Raw genomic sequence first — 15,990 nt, forward strand, 5'->3', positions numbered from 1 at the left:
GAAGCTAGGGCGATAATCATCGGACCGGCGATAATTTCGGACGAGCGTATAGACCTGGTTTAGTGTCCCGCTCCTAAGTCTCGTCAGAATATAGGTCCGGTGGTCTGCCTCCACCTCGATCCAGCCTCTGATCGGTGCATCAACGTCTTGGCAGGAAACGGGTGGAATGTCGCGTCTCGCTATCCGATGCAAGTTATCCAGGATGAATTTATTCGCCGCCTCGGACACAGCGAGCAGACCATCCATGGCTCTCATCCCAAGGAACTTCCCCTTAGCTGTGACGAATCCAAACTTCTCAATGTCGGCGCGCACAACGGGATCAGCGTCAATCTCAGCGACAAAATCGGTGATCGTGCCGTCCTCGTTGAGCCACAGGGCATAGTCGCTATCCCACTGCTTCACGCTGTCGTACAACGGGGTGTGCTTCACGTCGTCGAAGGCCGCGGATTTGCGGTAAATGTGGACGAACTCGACATTCTTCACGATGGTGCCCTGCTGGGCATTGGTCGTTTTTGGCCCAGATGTGGTGGACATTTCGACGGCGAGGGTATCGACGAAGTTGGCCTCTCCGAACACGTGATCCAACAGCATCCGAAGACGGTGCTGCTCGTTATCGTCGATGCTCACAAAGATGACGCCAGACTCTTTTAGCAGAGCCTTGGCGATCTTCAGCCGACGCTCGACGAAGGAAAGCCATTTGGAATGCCTGTATCGGTCAGACGAATCGACGTACCGGTCGTTGTACTGCCAGTCGCTCGACCCGGTGTTGTACGGCGGATCAATGTAGATGACATCGACCTTCTTGGAATGGGTGTACTCCAGTGCCTGCAGCGCATGAAAATTCTCGCCGTTGATAATGACATGGCTGGGGCGGGCAGTCTCCGCCACGCCAACTAAGCCGCGCTGTTGGAAGCCAGGGTACACAGGCTCGCCAAACAGCTTTACAACCACGAGGTCCGAACGAAGTACCTCCAGGACCTCGCCCTCGCCCGCCGGGTCCCCAGCTCCGTCTATTTCAATGACAGAAACAGTTGGCTCGGCGGCCCGCGCCCTCACGACCCGGTACCTCGACCCCCTGGTTACCGCTCGGCGTTCCACAGTGTCACCGCGGCGGATACGCTGCTTCGGCAGACGAACAGTTTCTGGCAAGTGGTGCTGAAAGACGAGCCCGAACTCTTTGCGGTCGGTCAGTGTACGTACCTGCGCTGCAAGAGCCTCCCGGAGCACCGGGTCGCTGACCTTCTGGACTAGCTCGTCAATATGCGCCACAGCGGGATGGCCCCCTACTTCCCTATAAAGATGTTCGTCGACAATGTTATTGGCTAGACGCCGACCCTATTTACATCGCGCAAATAAGGACTCATGGAACTAGCGGCTCATGCCCTTCTGCAGGAGCTGTGTCTGGCCATTGGCTCCGCGCGTCTTGCGGGCCTTCGGATTGCGTCCCGGAGCACTGGCCACCGCCGCGCTGGGCGGGGTGCCCTGGTCCTGGTCGGCGCTAAGCCGTGCCTGAACCGCCTCGCGGTCGGCCACGTCCTCCAGGCTGGCGGCCAGCTCTTGCCGGCGCTCGGACGAGTCGTACTTGATGCCTGCTTCTTCGGCCAACGCCTCGGGCCGCTGGTTCTCTTCGGTCACGTCCTGTTCGCGGTCCTGGTCCTCCCGGGCGGCCTCAGCCAGCAACTGTGCAGCCTGGGCGTTCTCGTCACGGCCGGCGCTGCGCTCCTGCTCTGCCTGTTCGCGGTCCCGTTCGGCCTTCGCCAAGGCAGCGGCTACCGACGTATCGTCGGCGCCCAGGTTGTCCACGTCCAGGCCGTAGCGACGTTGCACCTGGTCCCGGATCACCTCCGCCGCGCTGCGCGCCGCCGGGTCGTGGTCCTTCCATGCCGTGGCCGCCTCATGCACCCGTTCGACGTCGCGGCCGCTGGCCGTGTCCCACCAGCGATTGTCCATCACTGGGGCGAGCTGTGCACGGGCCGCTGCCCGTTCCGCGTCGAACCGGGCCTGCAACTCCCGGGCCTGCTGTTCCTCGGCCGCCTGGGCGCGGCGCAGGGCCTGCTCGCGTGCCCTGGCCAGCTGCTCACCAAGCCGGCCGGCGACAGTCAGCCCGACGCGTGACATTCCCTCGATAGCCTCGTCGATGCCGTCAGATTCACTCATGGTTCCCCCTCCTGGTGTTATCTCTCAATGTCCGGGCGGGTGGCCCCGCGCCGGGTGGTTTCGTGGGTGCGTGCCTGCTCGTACTTCGGCGGCAGCACTGAGCCGGCGGAGCGTGCCGGAGTCTGGCCCGCCGCGCTCGTCCGCACAGCTTCGGCCGCCTCGCTGTCTACCGCCGGCACTGACGCGGGGACGCTCGGCAGCGCGGCTGCCACCTGGCTCAGCTGGGTCTTCACCAGGTTACTGATCTGGCGTGCCCTGCGTAGGTCGTTGGACGCCTTGTGCATGTCGTGGACGGCCTTCGCCACGTTCAGCAGCTGGCGCAGCATGATCGCTTGCGCTGCCGTTCCGGTGCCTCCCATGGTGGCCGCCATGAGAACCAGGGACGCGCCCCGGGCAGACGGGCCGACGCTGCGGACCGGCCGGGCCGGGTAACGCCGTAGCTGTGCCGTCTTGGACAATTCGTCGGCCGCAGCTGCTAGCGGTCCCGGTGTCGATTCCGTGGCAGTTGACCAGGCTGCGAACGCGCCGGACGTCTCCCGGGCGACCTGCGCCCAAGTGGCGTGATCGTCCATCGGGACAGCTCGCAAGCTCTCCCGCAGCCGGGCGACTTCGTTGCTGTACTGCTCCCACATCTGGGGATCTGGTTCGTGCGCCTCACGGCCCACGTTTACGGGCCGCCGGCCACGTGCGGCTGCTCCCCATTCGGCTACAGCTCCGTCCGCCAGCTCAGGACTGTCGGCCCACGCTCCGCGTAGTCGCGGAAGGGTCAAGTCCTTGGCCAGGTGGCCACCGCCGAACCATACGGGCCGGCCTCCCTTGGGCGGACGTTCGGCAACAGAGTAGCCAACCACGACGTCATCACGGCCAGCTGCGTAACGCGGTTTGATCATGGCACCCGTACGCCGGAAGCGACGGACAAACTCAGCCTCGTCCTGGGCGACGGTGGCGCAAGCCCGAACCTTGCGGGCAAGTGAACGTCGTTCCGGTTCCTCCACTCCGCGGCGCTCGGCTGCTTCGCGCTCACCGGGGCGCAGTCCACGCATGGCGTAGACAGGAGAAAGCTCTTCCAGGCCGTGCTTCTTCTCCAGCGCACGGGCCGTTTCCTGGGCCCGCTTGTAGTCCAGGTGGCTGCTCCATTTTGTGCCGTCCTCGCGCACCATAGAAGCCGCAATGTGAATGTGGTCATTGCCGGCCTTGCTGTGCCCGTGGCGGATCGCCACCCATGACACGGGGGCCTTGCCGCTGGCCTCGGTGAAGCCCATTTCATCCATGAACTCGTTGGCGATCTCCGCCCACTTCTGGTCGGCAAGCTCGCCTTCCTCCGCGCGCAAACTCAACGAGCAATGCCAGACATGTCCGCCCTTGACGTCCACACCAAGAACGTTCTTTGCCTGGTCGAGCTGATGCGCAATCGACAGGGCGGCGTCTCGGTTCAGCTGATCGTCGTTGTGCCACGCCATGATCGGTGCGGAGCCGGTCACCAGGTGCGGGTCGGTGTGTTCGTTAGACCGTCCAGGACCGGCCAGGTAAACCAACAGACCAGCCATGCGGTCGCCCTTGGTGATGTTTGGAATCATCAGCCGGCCAGTCCGTCGATGATGCCATTCATGCGTTCAGCAATCGCACGCACACGCCCCAGGGCTACGCGGGCTTCCTCGGGAAATTCATCCGTCGCATTGGCATGCTTCGCCAGCTGGTTCACGTTGTTGGAGAGCGCAGCCAGGTAGCGGCGGGCCGCCATGAACTCGGTAGCCAGGGCGCGACGCTCCGCGAGCGAATCGGAGGACTGGGAGTAAAGCGCAGCACTGACCAGAATCTCCGATGGGCTGCGCCCCGTCCGTTCCTCCAGTACGTAAAGACGGGTCCGCTCCTGCTCCGACATGGAGACCCGCACGTACTGGGTTTCCCCGTCGATGTTCGCACGGCGACGACGGTTCAAGCGACGGCTGGAACTCTGTTCCTCAGCCATTGCCGTACCGCCTTTCCATGCCCAGCGCAGCGCCCCGGATTCTCCGGGATCACACGTCAAGTGTGACGCATCCTCGGCACGAAGTCGAGGATCAAGCCCACTTATGGCACATAAGTGTATAGCTTGCTCCGTCCGGCGATCTGATGCAAAAACTGCGCCTTGGCAGGTGGTGAGCGTGCGGCGTTGCCGTACTGTGTCATCTCGGTAGTCCTTGCCAGCGTTCAAACAGGCTCCGTTAGACTGAGTGCCATGGCTACCCACATTGATGCAGAGAAGATCGAGAACGAGCTACAGCAGCGTCTGAGCAAGCGCATGGATTCAGTGCGTGAGCTGGTCAAGTCGCGGCAGAAAGTGGCCGACGCGCGCGACGCCCTGGGCACAGCAGAAGACGAAGATGCACGGCGCTACCAGGCTGCACTTACGGCAGGCTGGACCGCTGAGGAACTGCGCTCGGCCGGCCTCAGCGAACCTGAGAAGAAGCTGCGTGTACGAAAGCGCGCAACGCGCCGGAACACGCCTGTGCCACCGACTCCGCAAGACGAACAGCCGGCCGATGAAACACATACTCATCCATGACCGGGTTACCAGGCGAAAGCGAAGCAGGGGCGAAGCTGAAACGCACAGCACTTCGGGATTTCGAAGCTCCTTTAGAACGTAACGATCCGCGCTGGCGTACGCCCACCTACAAGCTAACCGTGTCCCCAACGGATGCGCCGGTACCAGTGCTTCTTAGGTATGCCCTCACCCTGATTGGCCTAACCCCCGGCGGACCGGATGAGAAGGTGGCGTGGTGGGTGGGCTTCACTTACAAGGGTGAGCCTTGCACCCTCGCTCACGAAAAGTTCGGCGTCCGCCTATACCTCCGAACTGACCGACCCGAAGTGGAAGCCCGTCAGTCGCTGTCACAAGTCATAAAGAAGCTCCAAGGAACCAGCAAGACGGTAGAACGTCTGATCTTGGATGCGGCGCCAGACATTCTTGGCATAGGTGACGCCACGGTTCTGAACCAGCATTATTCCCTACGCCGTGCCTACGACTACTTTCGCGTACGAGCTGAATCGCCCGACCACATCGAAGATGAGATGAAGACCGGAGAAAGCCCTACGGGTAAATGGACTTCATTCAAGAGCGGCGAGATGGAGATGCAGCTCAACTCGTTCCACGACATGATCGCCGCTATATCCGCTTTCCTCAGCCTCCTGGAGCACGACCTCGTCCTCGCCCTACCTTTCGGGGACTTTGACCCTGAAGTAGACAACGTGACCAACCTGATTGGCGCACGCTGGGGCGACAAGTGGGATCGGGTGCTGGGCCATGCCGACGGCGGCGGTACATTCCGTCGCCAGCTCACAGAGGTCGTAGAGAGATGGCGCAACCCGTACTCCCACGGCGGCTTCGAAAAGGGTCACGGAGCAACTATCTGGTTGCACACCCCAGGCGTCGGAGCGGCTGTCCCAGTAGGACTCACACGAGTCCGGGAAAGCCCCCATTTCTCATTCATTGCCGCCCGCGAGTCAGATATTGCCGAAGTGTTCGCATTGTTCGACCAGATCGACGCTTGGCTGAGCACAGTATTACCAGAGGCAATGGAGTGGATTGAATCGGGCCTGGATGTTCGCTACGACAACGAGTTCCGCTCTGAACTTGCCATAGCAAAAGCCGACGGCAACTTCACGCGCTTCCTCGAATACCACGTGCACAGACAAGACATGATCAACAACATGGATTACTAAGACCCAAAGAACTAAACGACGGCCCGCCGCTAAAGCCCCTCCATGGGTAGCCTCTCGCCCACATGTGCACAGCAAAAGCAATCTCCTTCGGGCTTTTCCTGCACACATGATGGACGACAGGAACCAGCTGACCGCCTGCACACAACCGCCAGGTCACCACGCCCAGGAACCTCACCCACCACAACCGGCGGATGTGCACAGCCTCCTAAGAGACTCCCCCATCCCGGCCTCTGATTGTCACTGCTCCTGGTGCACCGTCAAGGGCGCTGCACGTCACTTCGTGATGAGCCTTCGGCCCACCCGTGACCGCGCACCCTGCGCAGCATTTCGGCCTTTATCGGGATGGGGGGGGAACCGTGGACCAGAAACGCAAAAAAGGGCCCCTTTCGGGGGCCCTTTTGTTTGGCCGATAACCAGCCCAATGTCGTGTTGGCGGTATATCTCACCGAACCAATCAAGTAGCTACATCTGTTCGCACAGCGACAACTACCCCTGCCACTATGAGAGCAAGGTAAAAGGGTCCGACCGACCAAGACTTCCAGACCGCCGGGCCAGGAAATAGCCGGTTGATCCACCTCGGCATCCACTTTGCCCATTCCTCGGTTGACTTATCACCTGGGGGCATAGCGTCGTCCGGATTAAGCGAGAAGGTGGCAATCTTGTCCTTTCCTTCGGCTACGGCTTTGTAGAGCCTCCGGAAGCGCTTTTCCTGACGCAGGTAGTTCGCGTCCAAGTATGCAAAAAGAATCACGGCCGCGATCCCGAGAACTGCCACCGATGTGGCTTTCTGCACGAGGGCATAGCCATACGTTGCACTTACAACGGGCAACATCCAACTTTTGGTTGTGGTTGCTGCTGCCGACATCCTTGTGATTGTTGCCTGGATGAAGTCCAAGTGCTTCCGCCGATCATCCGGCGAGATTTCTTCGTGTCCAGTCGGGGCAACCAAGGGGCGCTGGAAGCAGATCCTCCAACGCCCCTTTCCCTTGTCTCGGTTTGTCACGAGAGCATTTCCTTTCGGCAAGCAGCGCGCAATTTCTCCCAGGCCACATCCTTCTGATCCTCGGTGTAGTTGGTCTCAGGCGGCCATATTCGGCCAACAGCGTCCCCCCTCCATCTCGGTACCAGGTGCACGTGCAAGTGCGGGACCGTCTGCGTTGCCACCTCACCATTGGACTGGATCACGTTCAAACCTTCCGGACGGAGGGCACCCCTCATCACATTTGCCAATCGGACTGTCACAAGGGCAAGTCGTGATGCGGTTTCCTCCTTAAGGCCCCAAATATCCTGAACATGCTCGCGAGGCACGACAAGGGTATGACCAAGAGTTGCAGGCTCAAGCGGGAAGAACGCCACCACATGGTCGTCCCGATAAACCTCTCTCGCGTCAGGATCATCCAACTGAACGATCTCGCAAAACGGGCAATTAGCCGCGTTTGAAGGCACTATCAACCCAACTGCTGAGGTTGCTCTTGATATCGGCATAAACCATCTGGCTGTTGTTGCCAGACGGTGTAAAGACAGGAACGTGGTCACCGACAGTACCGCCACCGTTGAGACTTACCTTTGAGAACGGGTTCTCACCTTGAGATGCTGTGTAGCCATTACTGTCGGCAAGCCCGTGGATGCGCACACCCACAAGAGGTTTGCGATTGTCCCACGCATGAGCAATCTCGTGCTGCACCCATGGTCGGCTTGCGGTCTCAGCGCCGATCAGCACAACAACAGCAGACTTGTAAGACATCTGAGTGTGAATCCATTCCTCAATGGCAGCCTTACCCTTCCGTTTGACTTCTTCCCAGTCCTGCGCGTTGAGGATGGGCTGCCCTTCTACGGCACCCATATTGATGATCTGCTGCACCCGCCAATAATCCTGGTCGTAGTAAAAGCTGTAGAACACCGACTTAGCCAACTGCTCCTCCTAGAGCTAGATCTGATTGAACCGCCAGGCCCACGATCAGGACATACGGGTCCAAACAAGGGCTGGTACCCTCTACCCCAACCGTAGTATTCCGAACCCAGGAAACGGCGGCACCTGCGCTCACCGTCATGTCTCCGTCACACCGGCTCCATCAGAATCAAAGCAGCGCTGTCACCTTCCGAAATCCTTACCTGATTGCGGCCGGCGGGCGGTACTCACAGCGCGGGTAGTTGAGGACGCTCGAACGGCGGCCAGGGTCTCGCTATCAAGGAGTGGTCCGCCCGCCTTGGCGCGGCCTTGGGTAGTCTCCAATTTGGGGCCGGCGTCCTTGTCCGCGACACGGTAAACCTGGTACTCGCTGACGCATCCGTAGTCTGCGGCGATTGCCGCCGCATTGGCTGCACAGATGGATTCCGTGTCGCTTGGTTCGTTGAAGAGCGACGCCGGGAACGACTGCGGAACCCAGCGCCCGCCCAGCTCGGCATCGAGGCCGGCGGCCGTTCCGTTTTCAGCATCGAGGTAGCCGCGCTCCCAGCGGCCCATGGTGCGCGCCTCGCTGACCTTGTGCGTTGTCTCGACGTCGGCAACCAGGACGTCATAGCCGGCAGCCTGCAGTCGGTCCAGCAGAATCCTGGCCTGCTTCTCGTTGCCCAGGGTGCCGTCGATGATGACATTCATCCCTGACTCAAGCGCCTCGTTGCGTGCCTTCTTGGCGAGGATGGATGACTCCGTGTGGACCAGGGCTGCCAGCTCGCGCGGGTAGAACTTCTCCCCCGACGCTTCCAGTGCGCGCACTTCGTCCGGCACCAGGTAACTGTCGTAGCTTCCATCCTGGCGGGCCTGCTGCAGCAGCTCGTCCTTGAAGTCGTCCGCATTGATCGGCAGCCAGTGCTCCGGCTGCGTCCGGGTTGCCTGGATGAGTGCCGCCTGCGCGGTGGACTTGCCGGCGCCCGGAGGGCCGGCAAGGACAATCGCCTTCTTGTCGCGGCGAACCTCGGGGCGTGACTCGACGAAACGTGCAAGGATCTCGTTGTGCAGCCGCCGGCGGTCCTGGCGTGGCTCACCGCGTCGGACGTTGAACCACTCCGGGTTCTGGACGGTCGCGGTCTTGCTCTGGGCGGTCAGCGGTCCCCCGTCTGCGCCCAAGCCCTCCAAGGTGGCGCGGTGCGCTGCTGCCTGGTCTTCGGTAGTCACGCTTTACAGCGTAGTCATCAGACTTCGGGAGCCTCGTCAGAGGCATCAAGAATCTGGTCGTAGGCGTCACCGTCGATAAGGCCTTCATCAAACGCCCGGCCGACTTCCGCGAACGATCCCGGAGTGTCCAGGTATGGCGTGGACTCCCACTCGGCCGCCGCTGCGACCGCGCCTTCGTTCTTCGGGTAAGGCCACGCGGACAGCTCGCGGATCATGGCGTCGCGGTCGATGTCGCCGGCCGCGTAGCGCTCTGCGATCTCGTAGGGGCTGGCACCGCTGAAACCTTCGGGAACGGGCTTCACACCCCTGGCCTCGGCCTGCGAGAGCAGCCGGCTAATGGCCGGCTGACTGACGCCCAGGGCGCGGGCGACTACGCGCTGGTCAGCAGTTTCCACTGCTGCGCGGACATTCCTGATGTAGTCCAGGCCGCCCAGCTCGCGGCGTGCGCGGGCACGGCGGGCATTGGCAATGGCGTTCTCGGGGCTGGTGATCGTCATATCGAACCTCCTTCGATATAACCAATGTTATCACGGTCATAACTAACGTTATAGCCGGAACTTCAGGCGTGCTGAGTCAATGGGCGTCGGCGCCCCCGAGTCCCGTTGCTACGCTGATTGTGCGCGCTCAGAACAGAAGGGGGATGAACGGAATGGCCTTCCGAAGTCTTTTTCGGCGCAAAGCTGCAGCGGCAGCACCGTCCAAACCTTCAACTCCGGCCGAGGATACTCCCACATCCTCACGGCAGCACGCGGAGGATCTTCAAGCTGCTTGGGACGAGCTGACGGAGGCTGCCCAACGGTCGAAAGTGATCAATTTTCACGCGTGCACGCCAACGGGACGACCTTGGGCCGAAGACCCGGCCGCAGTCCGGACCATTGCCGCGGCCCTCCGCGAACACCCCTCTGACGGCCAGCAGGACAGTTAAAGTTCAGGCTCATCGGATCTGAACTCGGGCAGCAGTGTTTTGCTGCCTTAGTAGGCCCTTCACGAACAATGGAACAGTATCCGGCGGTATGGGATCGTTGGCCGAGCCCGGTGCTCCTGAACGTGAAAATAAGGTGCCAATAGCTTTGTCTTATAGGCCGAAGAAGCAAGGCAACCAACGAGACAGAAAGGTCGTGTCGTGCAGGCCACGGTTGCGTTGGAATCTGCAACGTCACGGGGATAGTGCAGGGCCAGGCCCATGGTTCGTAATTAGTCCTGAAAACCAGCTTCCCGCGTCTGGTCTGAGCGGCCCCTGTTGTAGAAGTAGACAGCAACGATGATGCCCGCGATGACCAACATCGTAACAAGGCCCATCTGGCCGCTGTTTCGTTCGAGTTCCCGCATACATGCATCGAATGATTGCTGGTGCGATTGTTCTTGCCCCAAGCAGTAGTCTGCTTGTTCCTCAGATGAGGCTCGTACTGCCATTGCCTGGAATCCCAAAAGTTCACCTATCCCTTTGCCGTCTTAATCACCAACCGCATCCTAGATGCATAGTGACCGCTTTCCACCTGAGCATAGAATCCAAGGGTCAGCCTTGTGCGCAGAAAAACAAGGCAGGAGGAAATGGGTAAAGCAATATGGACGAGTTGCATCTAGAAACCAGCCAAGAGTCCGTATCGCCTACTCATAGACGGCCGAGGCGGTGGCCGTTTGTTGTAACCATCGTTTTCCTGTTCCTGGCTGCCGTAGGCCTTGGGTTTGGCTGGGACTATTCAACATACTCAGCTCAGGAGTGGCGGGACACAGCCATAAAGTCGGGCGAAGAATTGGACGCAATGACCAAGCAGCGTGATGACCAGAAAGCCCAGGCCGGGGATTTAAGGACCCAACTCGGCAAAGTGACGGACCAATATAAGACTGCTACCGACCGCATTCGCTCTCTGTCGGACGAAAAGGCGCAGACGGGTGATGAAGCGGCCCATTACGCCACGCTGGTCGTGATGTCTCAGAACGTCACGGCGGGCATGGACCTTTGCATCAAGGATCTGCAAAAACTTCAGACCTATTTGGTCGACTTCGACTCGTACGACTCCGCTTCTCTCCTGAACTATGCGCGTCAGATCAACTCCGGTTGCAATCAAGCCCGTGCCGACAGCGAAGCCCTCTCTAAAAAGCTTGCCGGCTGATGCCAAAGCTGCGCTTGGCGCTACCAATAATCTTGCATGCATCGATTCTCCTTGTCGGGCTGGTCGGTTGCGGCCTCGTACCGCCGCCTTCTCACGACGTTCCGAAGACTCAAGCCGCTAATCCGGCGCCGCAAGCCACGAATACCCGCGCAACAACGGTGCCTACGCTTAGCGGTTTTACTGACTATGAGCGGGCAGCGCTGCGGGTGCGCAACGTCAACATAGGATGTGGGGGCGTTTCGAGTGGGTCGGGATTCGCTATCTCTGACCATGTCTTCGTCACAAATCGCCACGTCATCGGCGGCGCAGCCGTTTTGCAGGTCAGCACCTACGACGGCCACGACATTGAGGTGACAACTGCGGGGGCTGTCGTCATAGCCGATCTCGCCTTGGTCTGGACGAACGAACAGCTGCCCGCCACGATTCCCCTGGCCCCCGAGAACCCGACCATAGGCACTAACGTCACAGCCGTGGGCTACCCATTAGGTGGTCCGCTGACGACCACGCACGGAAAAGTTCTGGGCTACGGCCCTGACCCCGTCGGATGGTCATCACTGCCCATGCTGGTAAATGACGCCCCAATCGAGCACGGAAGCTCCGGCAGCCCTCTAATCAACGACCGAGGCCAGTTGGTTGGCGTCGTTTACGCGAGCGACGGCGACCAGTTCGCTGTTCCGGTTATAGTTTTGCGCGAAGTTCTTAACAATCCTTCCGACTTCTCCAACTCCTCCGCTTGCCGCGGGCATCTTTAGCGATCACGCCGCCGGGCTGATGCTGACTGCTTCGGCCCTCTGTGCGTCTCGTTTCAAGGCTTCAAGCCCTGGAGGTGTGCTTTCCGATATTGTGCGGAGGTGGACGATTTCGAGGACCTGGTATTGGAGCTTCGCGCTGGCGCTGATAGGCGTGGATTGCGCCTCATGGAAGCAGCGTTCCCCGGGGAGCCAACTGTCGTCTTTCAGCAGGAAACTACTTCCGTTGATGAACTGCTTGACCTAGCCCAGCACGCATTCGCGCCGTTCGTGTCCCTGACTGTTTCGCGGCTCGATCCCTCCGAACTTATCGAAAGCTGGGACGCGGAGGATGAAGCGAATCCGGACCTTCCAGCGCAGCTCCTGAGCCTCTGGCAAGAACGTGCCGGACAGATCGACGGTGTATTCGTTCAGTGGATTGCCAGTGGCGCGGTGTACCTCTATCTGGCCGTGCCGGCCTGGAAAGGAGAGCTGGAGGAGCTTCGGGAGAACTGGTCTGAAGAAAAGCACGCACAGCGCACTGATCTGTACAGGGCCGTCCGCATCCGCATTACGCGCCTGGCTGAAGAGCTGGAATGTGAACCCGAGTATCGCAGCGGGACACTCCATAGCCGCGGCTCGATCGGCAAAGCCCTTCTGGAGCCGAAGCTCCAGTCCACCGACGACCCTTACATGGTGACGCAAATCTTGAGCGAGGCAAGTCGCCTCGTCCGCGACAACGCGGGGGCGGAATATTCGAAGCTGATGGGGCAAATGGATGAGCTTGCTTTGAAGCTACGCGCCACCAGGGCATGGCAGGAAGTTTATACGGCCAGGGATCGGGCCGCTGCTGCTCGGAATTTCCTTATCGAGCAGTCGGGCGGGTACTCACCGTCAACGGATATGGTCAGTCGCCTTCGCCGGTTGGCTGAGAGTAGTAGCTATCGATAACCCTGGAACTATCACCCGGCTCCCCCGACATCGGGAGAACGGGGGACGTGTCCCCTTATCTGTCTCTATGCCCCTCTCTAAACGGGCAGGTGTCACTTCTCAAAAACGATCCTTTGCTGAGGATGAGAATGGCGACCACGGGAGACACGATCATGCTGTGGTGTGACTGTTAGTTCGGATTGGCGGTTTTTTCACAGCTAGGTTTGGCGGTTCTAGCTGATTCCGATGACGAGGGTTGAGCGTGCAGCTTCAATGACGTCGTCGGTGATGGTGTTGAGTTCGTTGATTTTCATGACTCGCTCGATTTGGGTGAAGAGCCGGTCGATGAGGCGGAAGTTGCCTCGGGTGATCCGGGCGACGGCGGCGATGGCCTGGGCATCGGTGAAGTCTTCCGGGTCCAGGGTTTGGCCGAGTTTGTGCCATCGGCGCTCGAGGACGAAATTCAGTTCTTCCTGTGCGAGTGGGCGGTATTCGTGGGCGAAGCCGACCCTGCTGTAGAGCTGTGCATAGCGGCTGAACCATTTTTCAATCCCGGGCATGCCGATGAGGATCAGGGCTATGTTGTCGCGGTCGTAGCGGTCGCGCAGCAGCTCCAGGGAAGTGGCGTTGAGGCGCTCGGATTCGTCAATGATGAGGAGCTCAACATGCTTACCGGTGCGGGTGTGCGGTCCTGTCTTCTTGCCGATCTTTTCCAGGTGCTGGTCCACGCAGATCGATACGCGGGTGCTGATGTGCTCGAGTTCGGCGTGGATCTGTTTGGGCGAGGTGAGAACGGCAGGGGTGTAGAAGACGCTGCGTGCCCGGGCCAGGGCCGCGTAGATCTGGTAGTCGGAGTCGTCCCGGGGACCCCACTGTTCCAGGAGGTTCTCTGCCTTGTGCCAGTTGGCGTAGCGCCTGGCGGAGAGCGTCTTTCCGATGCCGGCCTGGCCGTAGCAGATGCCGATGGTGTGCTGGCGGCGCACCGCGTCCGCGAACTCGGCGAACCGGCGGTGCTCTTTGGTGGCAATGAAGCTTTGTGTTGTCATCGGTCGTCCTCCAGGTAGGTGCGCAGCTTCGGGCGCTTCTTGGGTTGATCAACAGGGACCGGGGCGGGAGCCGGTTTCGCTGACGCCAGGTCCGGCAGGTGCCGGGCCACGACGGCGATGCGCTGGTTGATTTGTCCGCGCAGCTCCCGGCGGCGCGCCGATCGTGCAGCCTGGATGTCTTTCAACGTGAGAGTGGAGGTTTCGTGGTCGGGGTCCACGGCCCTGCAGATGAACTGGTTCTTGTGGAAGACGCGGATCTCGGTCACATCCCGCGGGTCGTAGCGGACGACGACGGGTTCGCGGACGTAGGCGGCCAGCAGGGGCGAGACGTATCTGAGCCCCTGGAAGTGCACGCCGTCGCGGTGGACGATCCGGGGTTTGGCCACGGTCAGCAACAAGAGATTCAGTTCGTCCATGGTTGCCGGAAGCCGGGGCAGCCAGCCATCACCTACCCAGGCATCATGCGGGGTGGCCCTGATCTCGGGGTGCTCGCGCTGGTGGTAGTCCTCCGAGATGAAACGGCAGATCGCCGTGTCCAGCTCCTTGAGTGTCAGCACCGGCGCCGGAGGCGGGTGCCCGCGGGCCAGCCGTCCGGGCAGTTCGGCCAGCAGTTCCGTATTAATGGTGCCGTAGAACCGTTCGATCTTGCCCCGGCCTTGGGGTCTGGCGACCGTTGAGTAGGTGATCTCGAAGTGCAGGTCCTTCGCCGTCTGGGCCAGGTGGTTGCTGGTGAAATCCGACCCGTGGTCGACGTAGAGGGTGTCGGGGATCCCGCACATCGGCCACCCGGCCCCGTTCTTGGGCCAGATTCCCTGCCGCAGTGCCAGCGCGGTGTTCATAGCGGACGGTGCTCCAAGGAAGAGCATGTAGCCGCAGATCGCGCGGGAGTAGTCGTCCAGGATCGTCGTGAGCCACGGACGCCCGGGCTTCAGGTTCGCGTCCAGGACAAGGATGTCCAGTTCGGTGTGGTCTGCCTGCCAGATGGCATTGGGGCGTTCGGCCCGGTGCCGCCAGGCCAGTTCATAGGTGTCCCGGTAGGCGACCGTTCCCTGTTGGGCGAGCATTCTCATGCCGGTGTCAAGGCCCGTGGTGATGGAGCGGACCGTGCTGTAGGAGACGGGCGGCCAGTCGTGGCCGGCGGCGACGCGGTTGGCTTTGCGGGCGATGGCGGCTATGGGCAGGGGCGGTTTCACCAGGGCCAGGCCTTCGATGAGTGCGACCAGCTCGGGGGTGCTCCTCCGTTGGGTGGTCCCGCGGTTGGCTGTAGCCAGCCCGGCGATGCCATCGCGTTTGTGGGCCGCGTGCCAGCGCTGCAGCGTCCGAAGCCCGATGCCCTCGAGTGCGGCGAGGGTCGTCAGCGGCACACCCTCTTCGGTATGCCGGCGCAGGATCTGCCAGCGCACCAACGCTGTCTGATCAGGCATGGAGGCAGTGTCCCCGGCGAGGGTGCCGCTGCCTCCGGCCGTCACCGGACTGTTTTCTGTGTGGCTGTTGAACGCCGCCGCGGCGCAACAGGGGCCGGCTCGCGCCGGAGTGCCCGGTAAACGGTGGTCCGGCTGACGCCCAGAACCTCGCCGATTTTCTCGACCGTCATATCCTTCTGCTCATACATCCGGCGGGCGGTCCGGAGTTTGTCCTTGGTCAGCAGCGGGGGCCGGCCTCCAACGCGCCCGCGAGCCCGCGCTGCCTGAAGCCCTGCGTTGGTCCGTTCACGGATCAGATCCCGCTCAAATTCGGCAAGGGCTGCGAACACGTGGAAGACGAGACGTCCGCCTGAGGATGTGGTGTCGATTGCCTCCTGCAGGGACCGGAAACCGATGCCGCGCTCCTGGAGATCGGCCAGCTGGTCGATCAGGTGCCGGATGGACCGGCCGAGCCGGTCCAGCCGCCACACAACCAGCGTGTCCCCGGGCCGGAGCTGATCCAGAACCTTGGTCAGTTCCGGCCGGGACTCTAGGGACCCGGAAGCCGTGTCGGTGAAGACGCGGTAGCAGCCGGCTGCCTTCAACGCGTCCTGCTGCAGGGCCGCGTCCTGGTCCCCGGTCGATACCCGGGCGTAGCCCAACAGATGTCCCATGCGCTCAAATGTACCAATACCCGTCAACCAGCAGAAGAACCGGCACGTAGAAACCGGCACTGAGTTTCGCTACAAAAATCGAGTGTGCATGGAATTTTCTAAACGCACCTGCTTGTCTGTA

At 61.0% G+C, this 15,990-nt stretch carries 17 protein-coding genes; 5 read left to right on the forward strand and 12 right to left on the reverse strand.

Annotated elements, in window-relative coordinates; all coding sequences use genetic code 11:
* From LFT49_RS22365 to mobC, 4 genes are all read right to left on the reverse strand, one after another.
* Positions 1 to 1,269: DNA methyltransferase (locus LFT49_RS22365; RefSeq protein ID WP_237430774.1), on the reverse strand; the 1,269-nt coding region annotated here is incomplete at its 3' end.
* 99 nt (positions 1,270 to 1,368) lie between these two features.
* The gene (locus LFT49_RS22660; RefSeq protein WP_272912577.1) at positions 1,369 to 2,157 is read right to left on the reverse strand and encodes a hypothetical protein; all 789 of its coding nucleotides are present in this window, start codon (positions 2,155 to 2,157) and stop codon (positions 1,369 to 1,371) included.
* Positions 2,158 to 2,174: 17 nt separating this feature from the next.
* On the reverse strand, positions 2,175 to 3,734 hold the full coding sequence (locus tag LFT49_RS22375; protein WP_237430775.1) for a relaxase/mobilization nuclease domain-containing protein: 1,560 nt from the start codon (positions 3,732 to 3,734) through the stop codon (positions 2,175 to 2,177).
* Positions 3,734 to 4,126, reverse strand: coding sequence for a plasmid mobilization relaxosome protein MobC (gene mobC / locus LFT49_RS22380; protein WP_237430776.1), 393 nt, complete (start codon positions 4,124 to 4,126; stop codon positions 3,734 to 3,736). The genes LFT49_RS22375 and mobC overlap by 1 nt, the downstream gene beginning before the upstream one ends.
* Positions 4,127 to 4,375: 249 nt before the next feature.
* Between mobC and LFT49_RS22385 the strand changes: the two genes are divergently transcribed.
* The gene (locus LFT49_RS22385) at positions 4,376 to 4,702 is read left to right on the forward strand and encodes a hypothetical protein (RefSeq protein ID WP_237430777.1); all 327 of its coding nucleotides are present in this window, start codon (positions 4,376 to 4,378) and stop codon (positions 4,700 to 4,702) included.
* Positions 4,699 to 5,859, forward strand: a complete 1,161-nt coding sequence (locus LFT49_RS22390; RefSeq protein ID WP_237430778.1) for a hypothetical protein — start codon at positions 4,699 to 4,701, stop codon at positions 5,857 to 5,859. Before LFT49_RS22385 ends, LFT49_RS22390 begins: the two co-directional genes overlap by 4 nt.
* 454 nt (positions 5,860 to 6,313) lie before the next feature.
* On the opposite strand, the gene LFT49_RS22395 is transcribed toward LFT49_RS22390, so the two are convergent.
* The 5 genes from LFT49_RS22395 to LFT49_RS22415 form a co-directional block, all read right to left on the reverse strand.
* Positions 6,314 to 6,724 (reverse strand): hypothetical protein, encoded by a 411-nt coding sequence (locus tag LFT49_RS22395; protein ID WP_237430779.1) that lies wholly within the window; start codon positions 6,722 to 6,724, stop codon positions 6,314 to 6,316.
* A 134-nt stretch (positions 6,725 to 6,858) separates the two neighbouring features.
* Positions 6,859 to 7,344 (reverse strand): HIT family protein, encoded by a 486-nt coding sequence (locus LFT49_RS22400; RefSeq protein WP_237430813.1) that lies wholly within the window; start codon positions 7,342 to 7,344, stop codon positions 6,859 to 6,861.
* Positions 7,286 to 7,771: a TIR domain-containing protein gene (locus LFT49_RS22405; protein ID WP_237430780.1), complete on the reverse strand. Its 486-nt coding sequence runs from the start codon at positions 7,769 to 7,771 to the stop codon at positions 7,286 to 7,288. Before LFT49_RS22405 ends, LFT49_RS22400 begins: the two co-directional genes overlap by 59 nt.
* Positions 7,772 to 7,951: 180 nt before the next feature.
* Positions 7,952 to 8,974, reverse strand: coding sequence for a zeta toxin family protein (locus LFT49_RS22410; RefSeq protein WP_237430781.1), 1,023 nt, complete (start codon positions 8,972 to 8,974; stop codon positions 7,952 to 7,954).
* A gap of 17 nt (positions 8,975 to 8,991) precedes the next feature.
* Positions 8,992 to 9,471 (reverse strand): helix-turn-helix domain-containing protein, encoded by a 480-nt coding sequence (locus LFT49_RS22415; RefSeq protein WP_237430782.1) that lies wholly within the window; start codon positions 9,469 to 9,471, stop codon positions 8,992 to 8,994.
* A 1,266-nt stretch (positions 9,472 to 10,737) separates the two neighbouring features.
* On the opposite strand from LFT49_RS22415, the gene LFT49_RS22420 reads away from it, so the two are divergent.
* From LFT49_RS22420 to LFT49_RS22430, 3 genes are all read left to right on the forward strand, one after another.
* Positions 10,738 to 11,088 (forward strand): hypothetical protein, encoded by a 351-nt coding sequence (locus tag LFT49_RS22420; RefSeq protein ID WP_237430783.1) that lies wholly within the window; start codon positions 10,738 to 10,740, stop codon positions 11,086 to 11,088.
* Complete coding sequence (locus LFT49_RS22425) at positions 11,088 to 11,840, forward strand: S1 family peptidase (protein WP_237430784.1); 753 nt, start codon at positions 11,088 to 11,090, stop codon at positions 11,838 to 11,840. The genes LFT49_RS22420 and LFT49_RS22425 overlap by 1 nt, the downstream gene beginning before the upstream one ends.
* A gap of 99 nt (positions 11,841 to 11,939) precedes the next feature.
* Positions 11,940 to 12,767 carry a hypothetical protein gene (locus LFT49_RS22430; RefSeq protein ID WP_237430785.1) on the forward strand — a complete coding sequence of 276 codons (828 nt, stop codon included), beginning with the start codon at positions 11,940 to 11,942 and terminating at the stop codon, positions 12,765 to 12,767.
* A gap of 212 nt (positions 12,768 to 12,979) precedes the next feature.
* On the opposite strand, the gene LFT49_RS22435 is transcribed toward LFT49_RS22430, so the two are convergent.
* The 3 genes from LFT49_RS22435 to LFT49_RS22445 are packed head-to-tail and all read right to left on the reverse strand — an operon-like array spanning position 12,980 to position 15,869.
* Positions 12,980 to 13,792, reverse strand: coding sequence for an AAA family ATPase (locus LFT49_RS22435; RefSeq protein WP_237430786.1), 813 nt, complete (start codon positions 13,790 to 13,792; stop codon positions 12,980 to 12,982).
* Positions 13,789 to 15,216, reverse strand: a complete 1,428-nt coding sequence (locus tag LFT49_RS22440) for a Mu transposase C-terminal domain-containing protein (protein WP_237430787.1) — start codon at positions 15,214 to 15,216, stop codon at positions 13,789 to 13,791. The genes LFT49_RS22435 and LFT49_RS22440 overlap by 4 nt, the downstream gene beginning before the upstream one ends.
* Before the next feature lie 41 nt (positions 15,217 to 15,257).
* Positions 15,258 to 15,869, reverse strand: a complete 612-nt coding sequence (locus tag LFT49_RS22445; RefSeq protein WP_237430788.1) for a recombinase family protein — start codon at positions 15,867 to 15,869, stop codon at positions 15,258 to 15,260.
* Between the last annotated feature and the right edge of the window lie 121 nt (positions 15,870 to 15,990).

Source organism: Arthrobacter sp. FW306-06-A (genome assembly GCF_021870055.1).
GTDB lineage: Bacteria > Actinomycetota > Actinomycetes > Actinomycetales > Micrococcaceae > Arthrobacter.

What these genes read in the sequence shown, in the direction of transcription:
- LFT49_RS22660 (WP_272912577.1), bottom strand. Translation starts at nt 2,157, where the DNA reads ATGAGTGAATCTGACGGCATCGACGAGGCTATCGAGGGAATGTCACGC.
- LFT49_RS22375 (WP_237430775.1), bottom strand. Translation starts at nt 3,734, where the DNA reads ATGATTCCAAACATCACCAAGGGCGACCGCATGGCTGGTCTGTTGGTT.
- mobC (WP_237430776.1), bottom strand. Translation starts at nt 4,126, where the DNA reads ATGGCTGAGGAACAGAGTTCCAGCCGTCGCTTGAACCGTCGTCGCCGT.
- LFT49_RS22385 (WP_237430777.1), top strand. Translation starts at nt 4,376, where the DNA reads ATGGCTACCCACATTGATGCAGAGAAGATCGAGAACGAGCTACAGCAG.
- LFT49_RS22390 (WP_237430778.1), top strand. Translation starts at nt 4,699, where the DNA reads ATGACCGGGTTACCAGGCGAAAGCGAAGCAGGGGCGAAGCTGAAACGC.
- LFT49_RS22395 (WP_237430779.1), bottom strand. Translation starts at nt 6,724, where the DNA reads ATGTCGGCAGCAGCAACCACAACCAAAAGTTGGATGTTGCCCGTTGTA.
- LFT49_RS22400 (WP_237430813.1), bottom strand. Translation starts at nt 7,344, where the DNA reads ATGCCGATATCAAGAGCAACCTCAGCAGTTGGGTTGATAGTGCCTTCA.
- LFT49_RS22415 (WP_237430782.1), bottom strand. Translation starts at nt 9,471, where the DNA reads ATGACGATCACCAGCCCCGAGAACGCCATTGCCAATGCCCGCCGTGCC.
- LFT49_RS22420 (WP_237430783.1), top strand. Translation starts at nt 10,738, where the DNA reads ATGACCAAGCAGCGTGATGACCAGAAAGCCCAGGCCGGGGATTTAAGG.
- LFT49_RS22425 (WP_237430784.1), top strand. Translation starts at nt 11,088, where the DNA reads ATGCCAAAGCTGCGCTTGGCGCTACCAATAATCTTGCATGCATCGATT.
- LFT49_RS22435 (WP_237430786.1), bottom strand. Translation starts at nt 13,792, where the DNA reads ATGACAACACAAAGCTTCATTGCCACCAAAGAGCACCGCCGGTTCGCC.
- LFT49_RS22440 (WP_237430787.1), bottom strand. Translation starts at nt 15,216, where the DNA reads ATGCCTGATCAGACAGCGTTGGTGCGCTGGCAGATCCTGCGCCGGCAT.
- LFT49_RS22445 (WP_237430788.1), bottom strand. Translation starts at nt 15,869, where the DNA reads ATGGGACATCTGTTGGGCTACGCCCGGGTATCGACCGGGGACCAGGAC.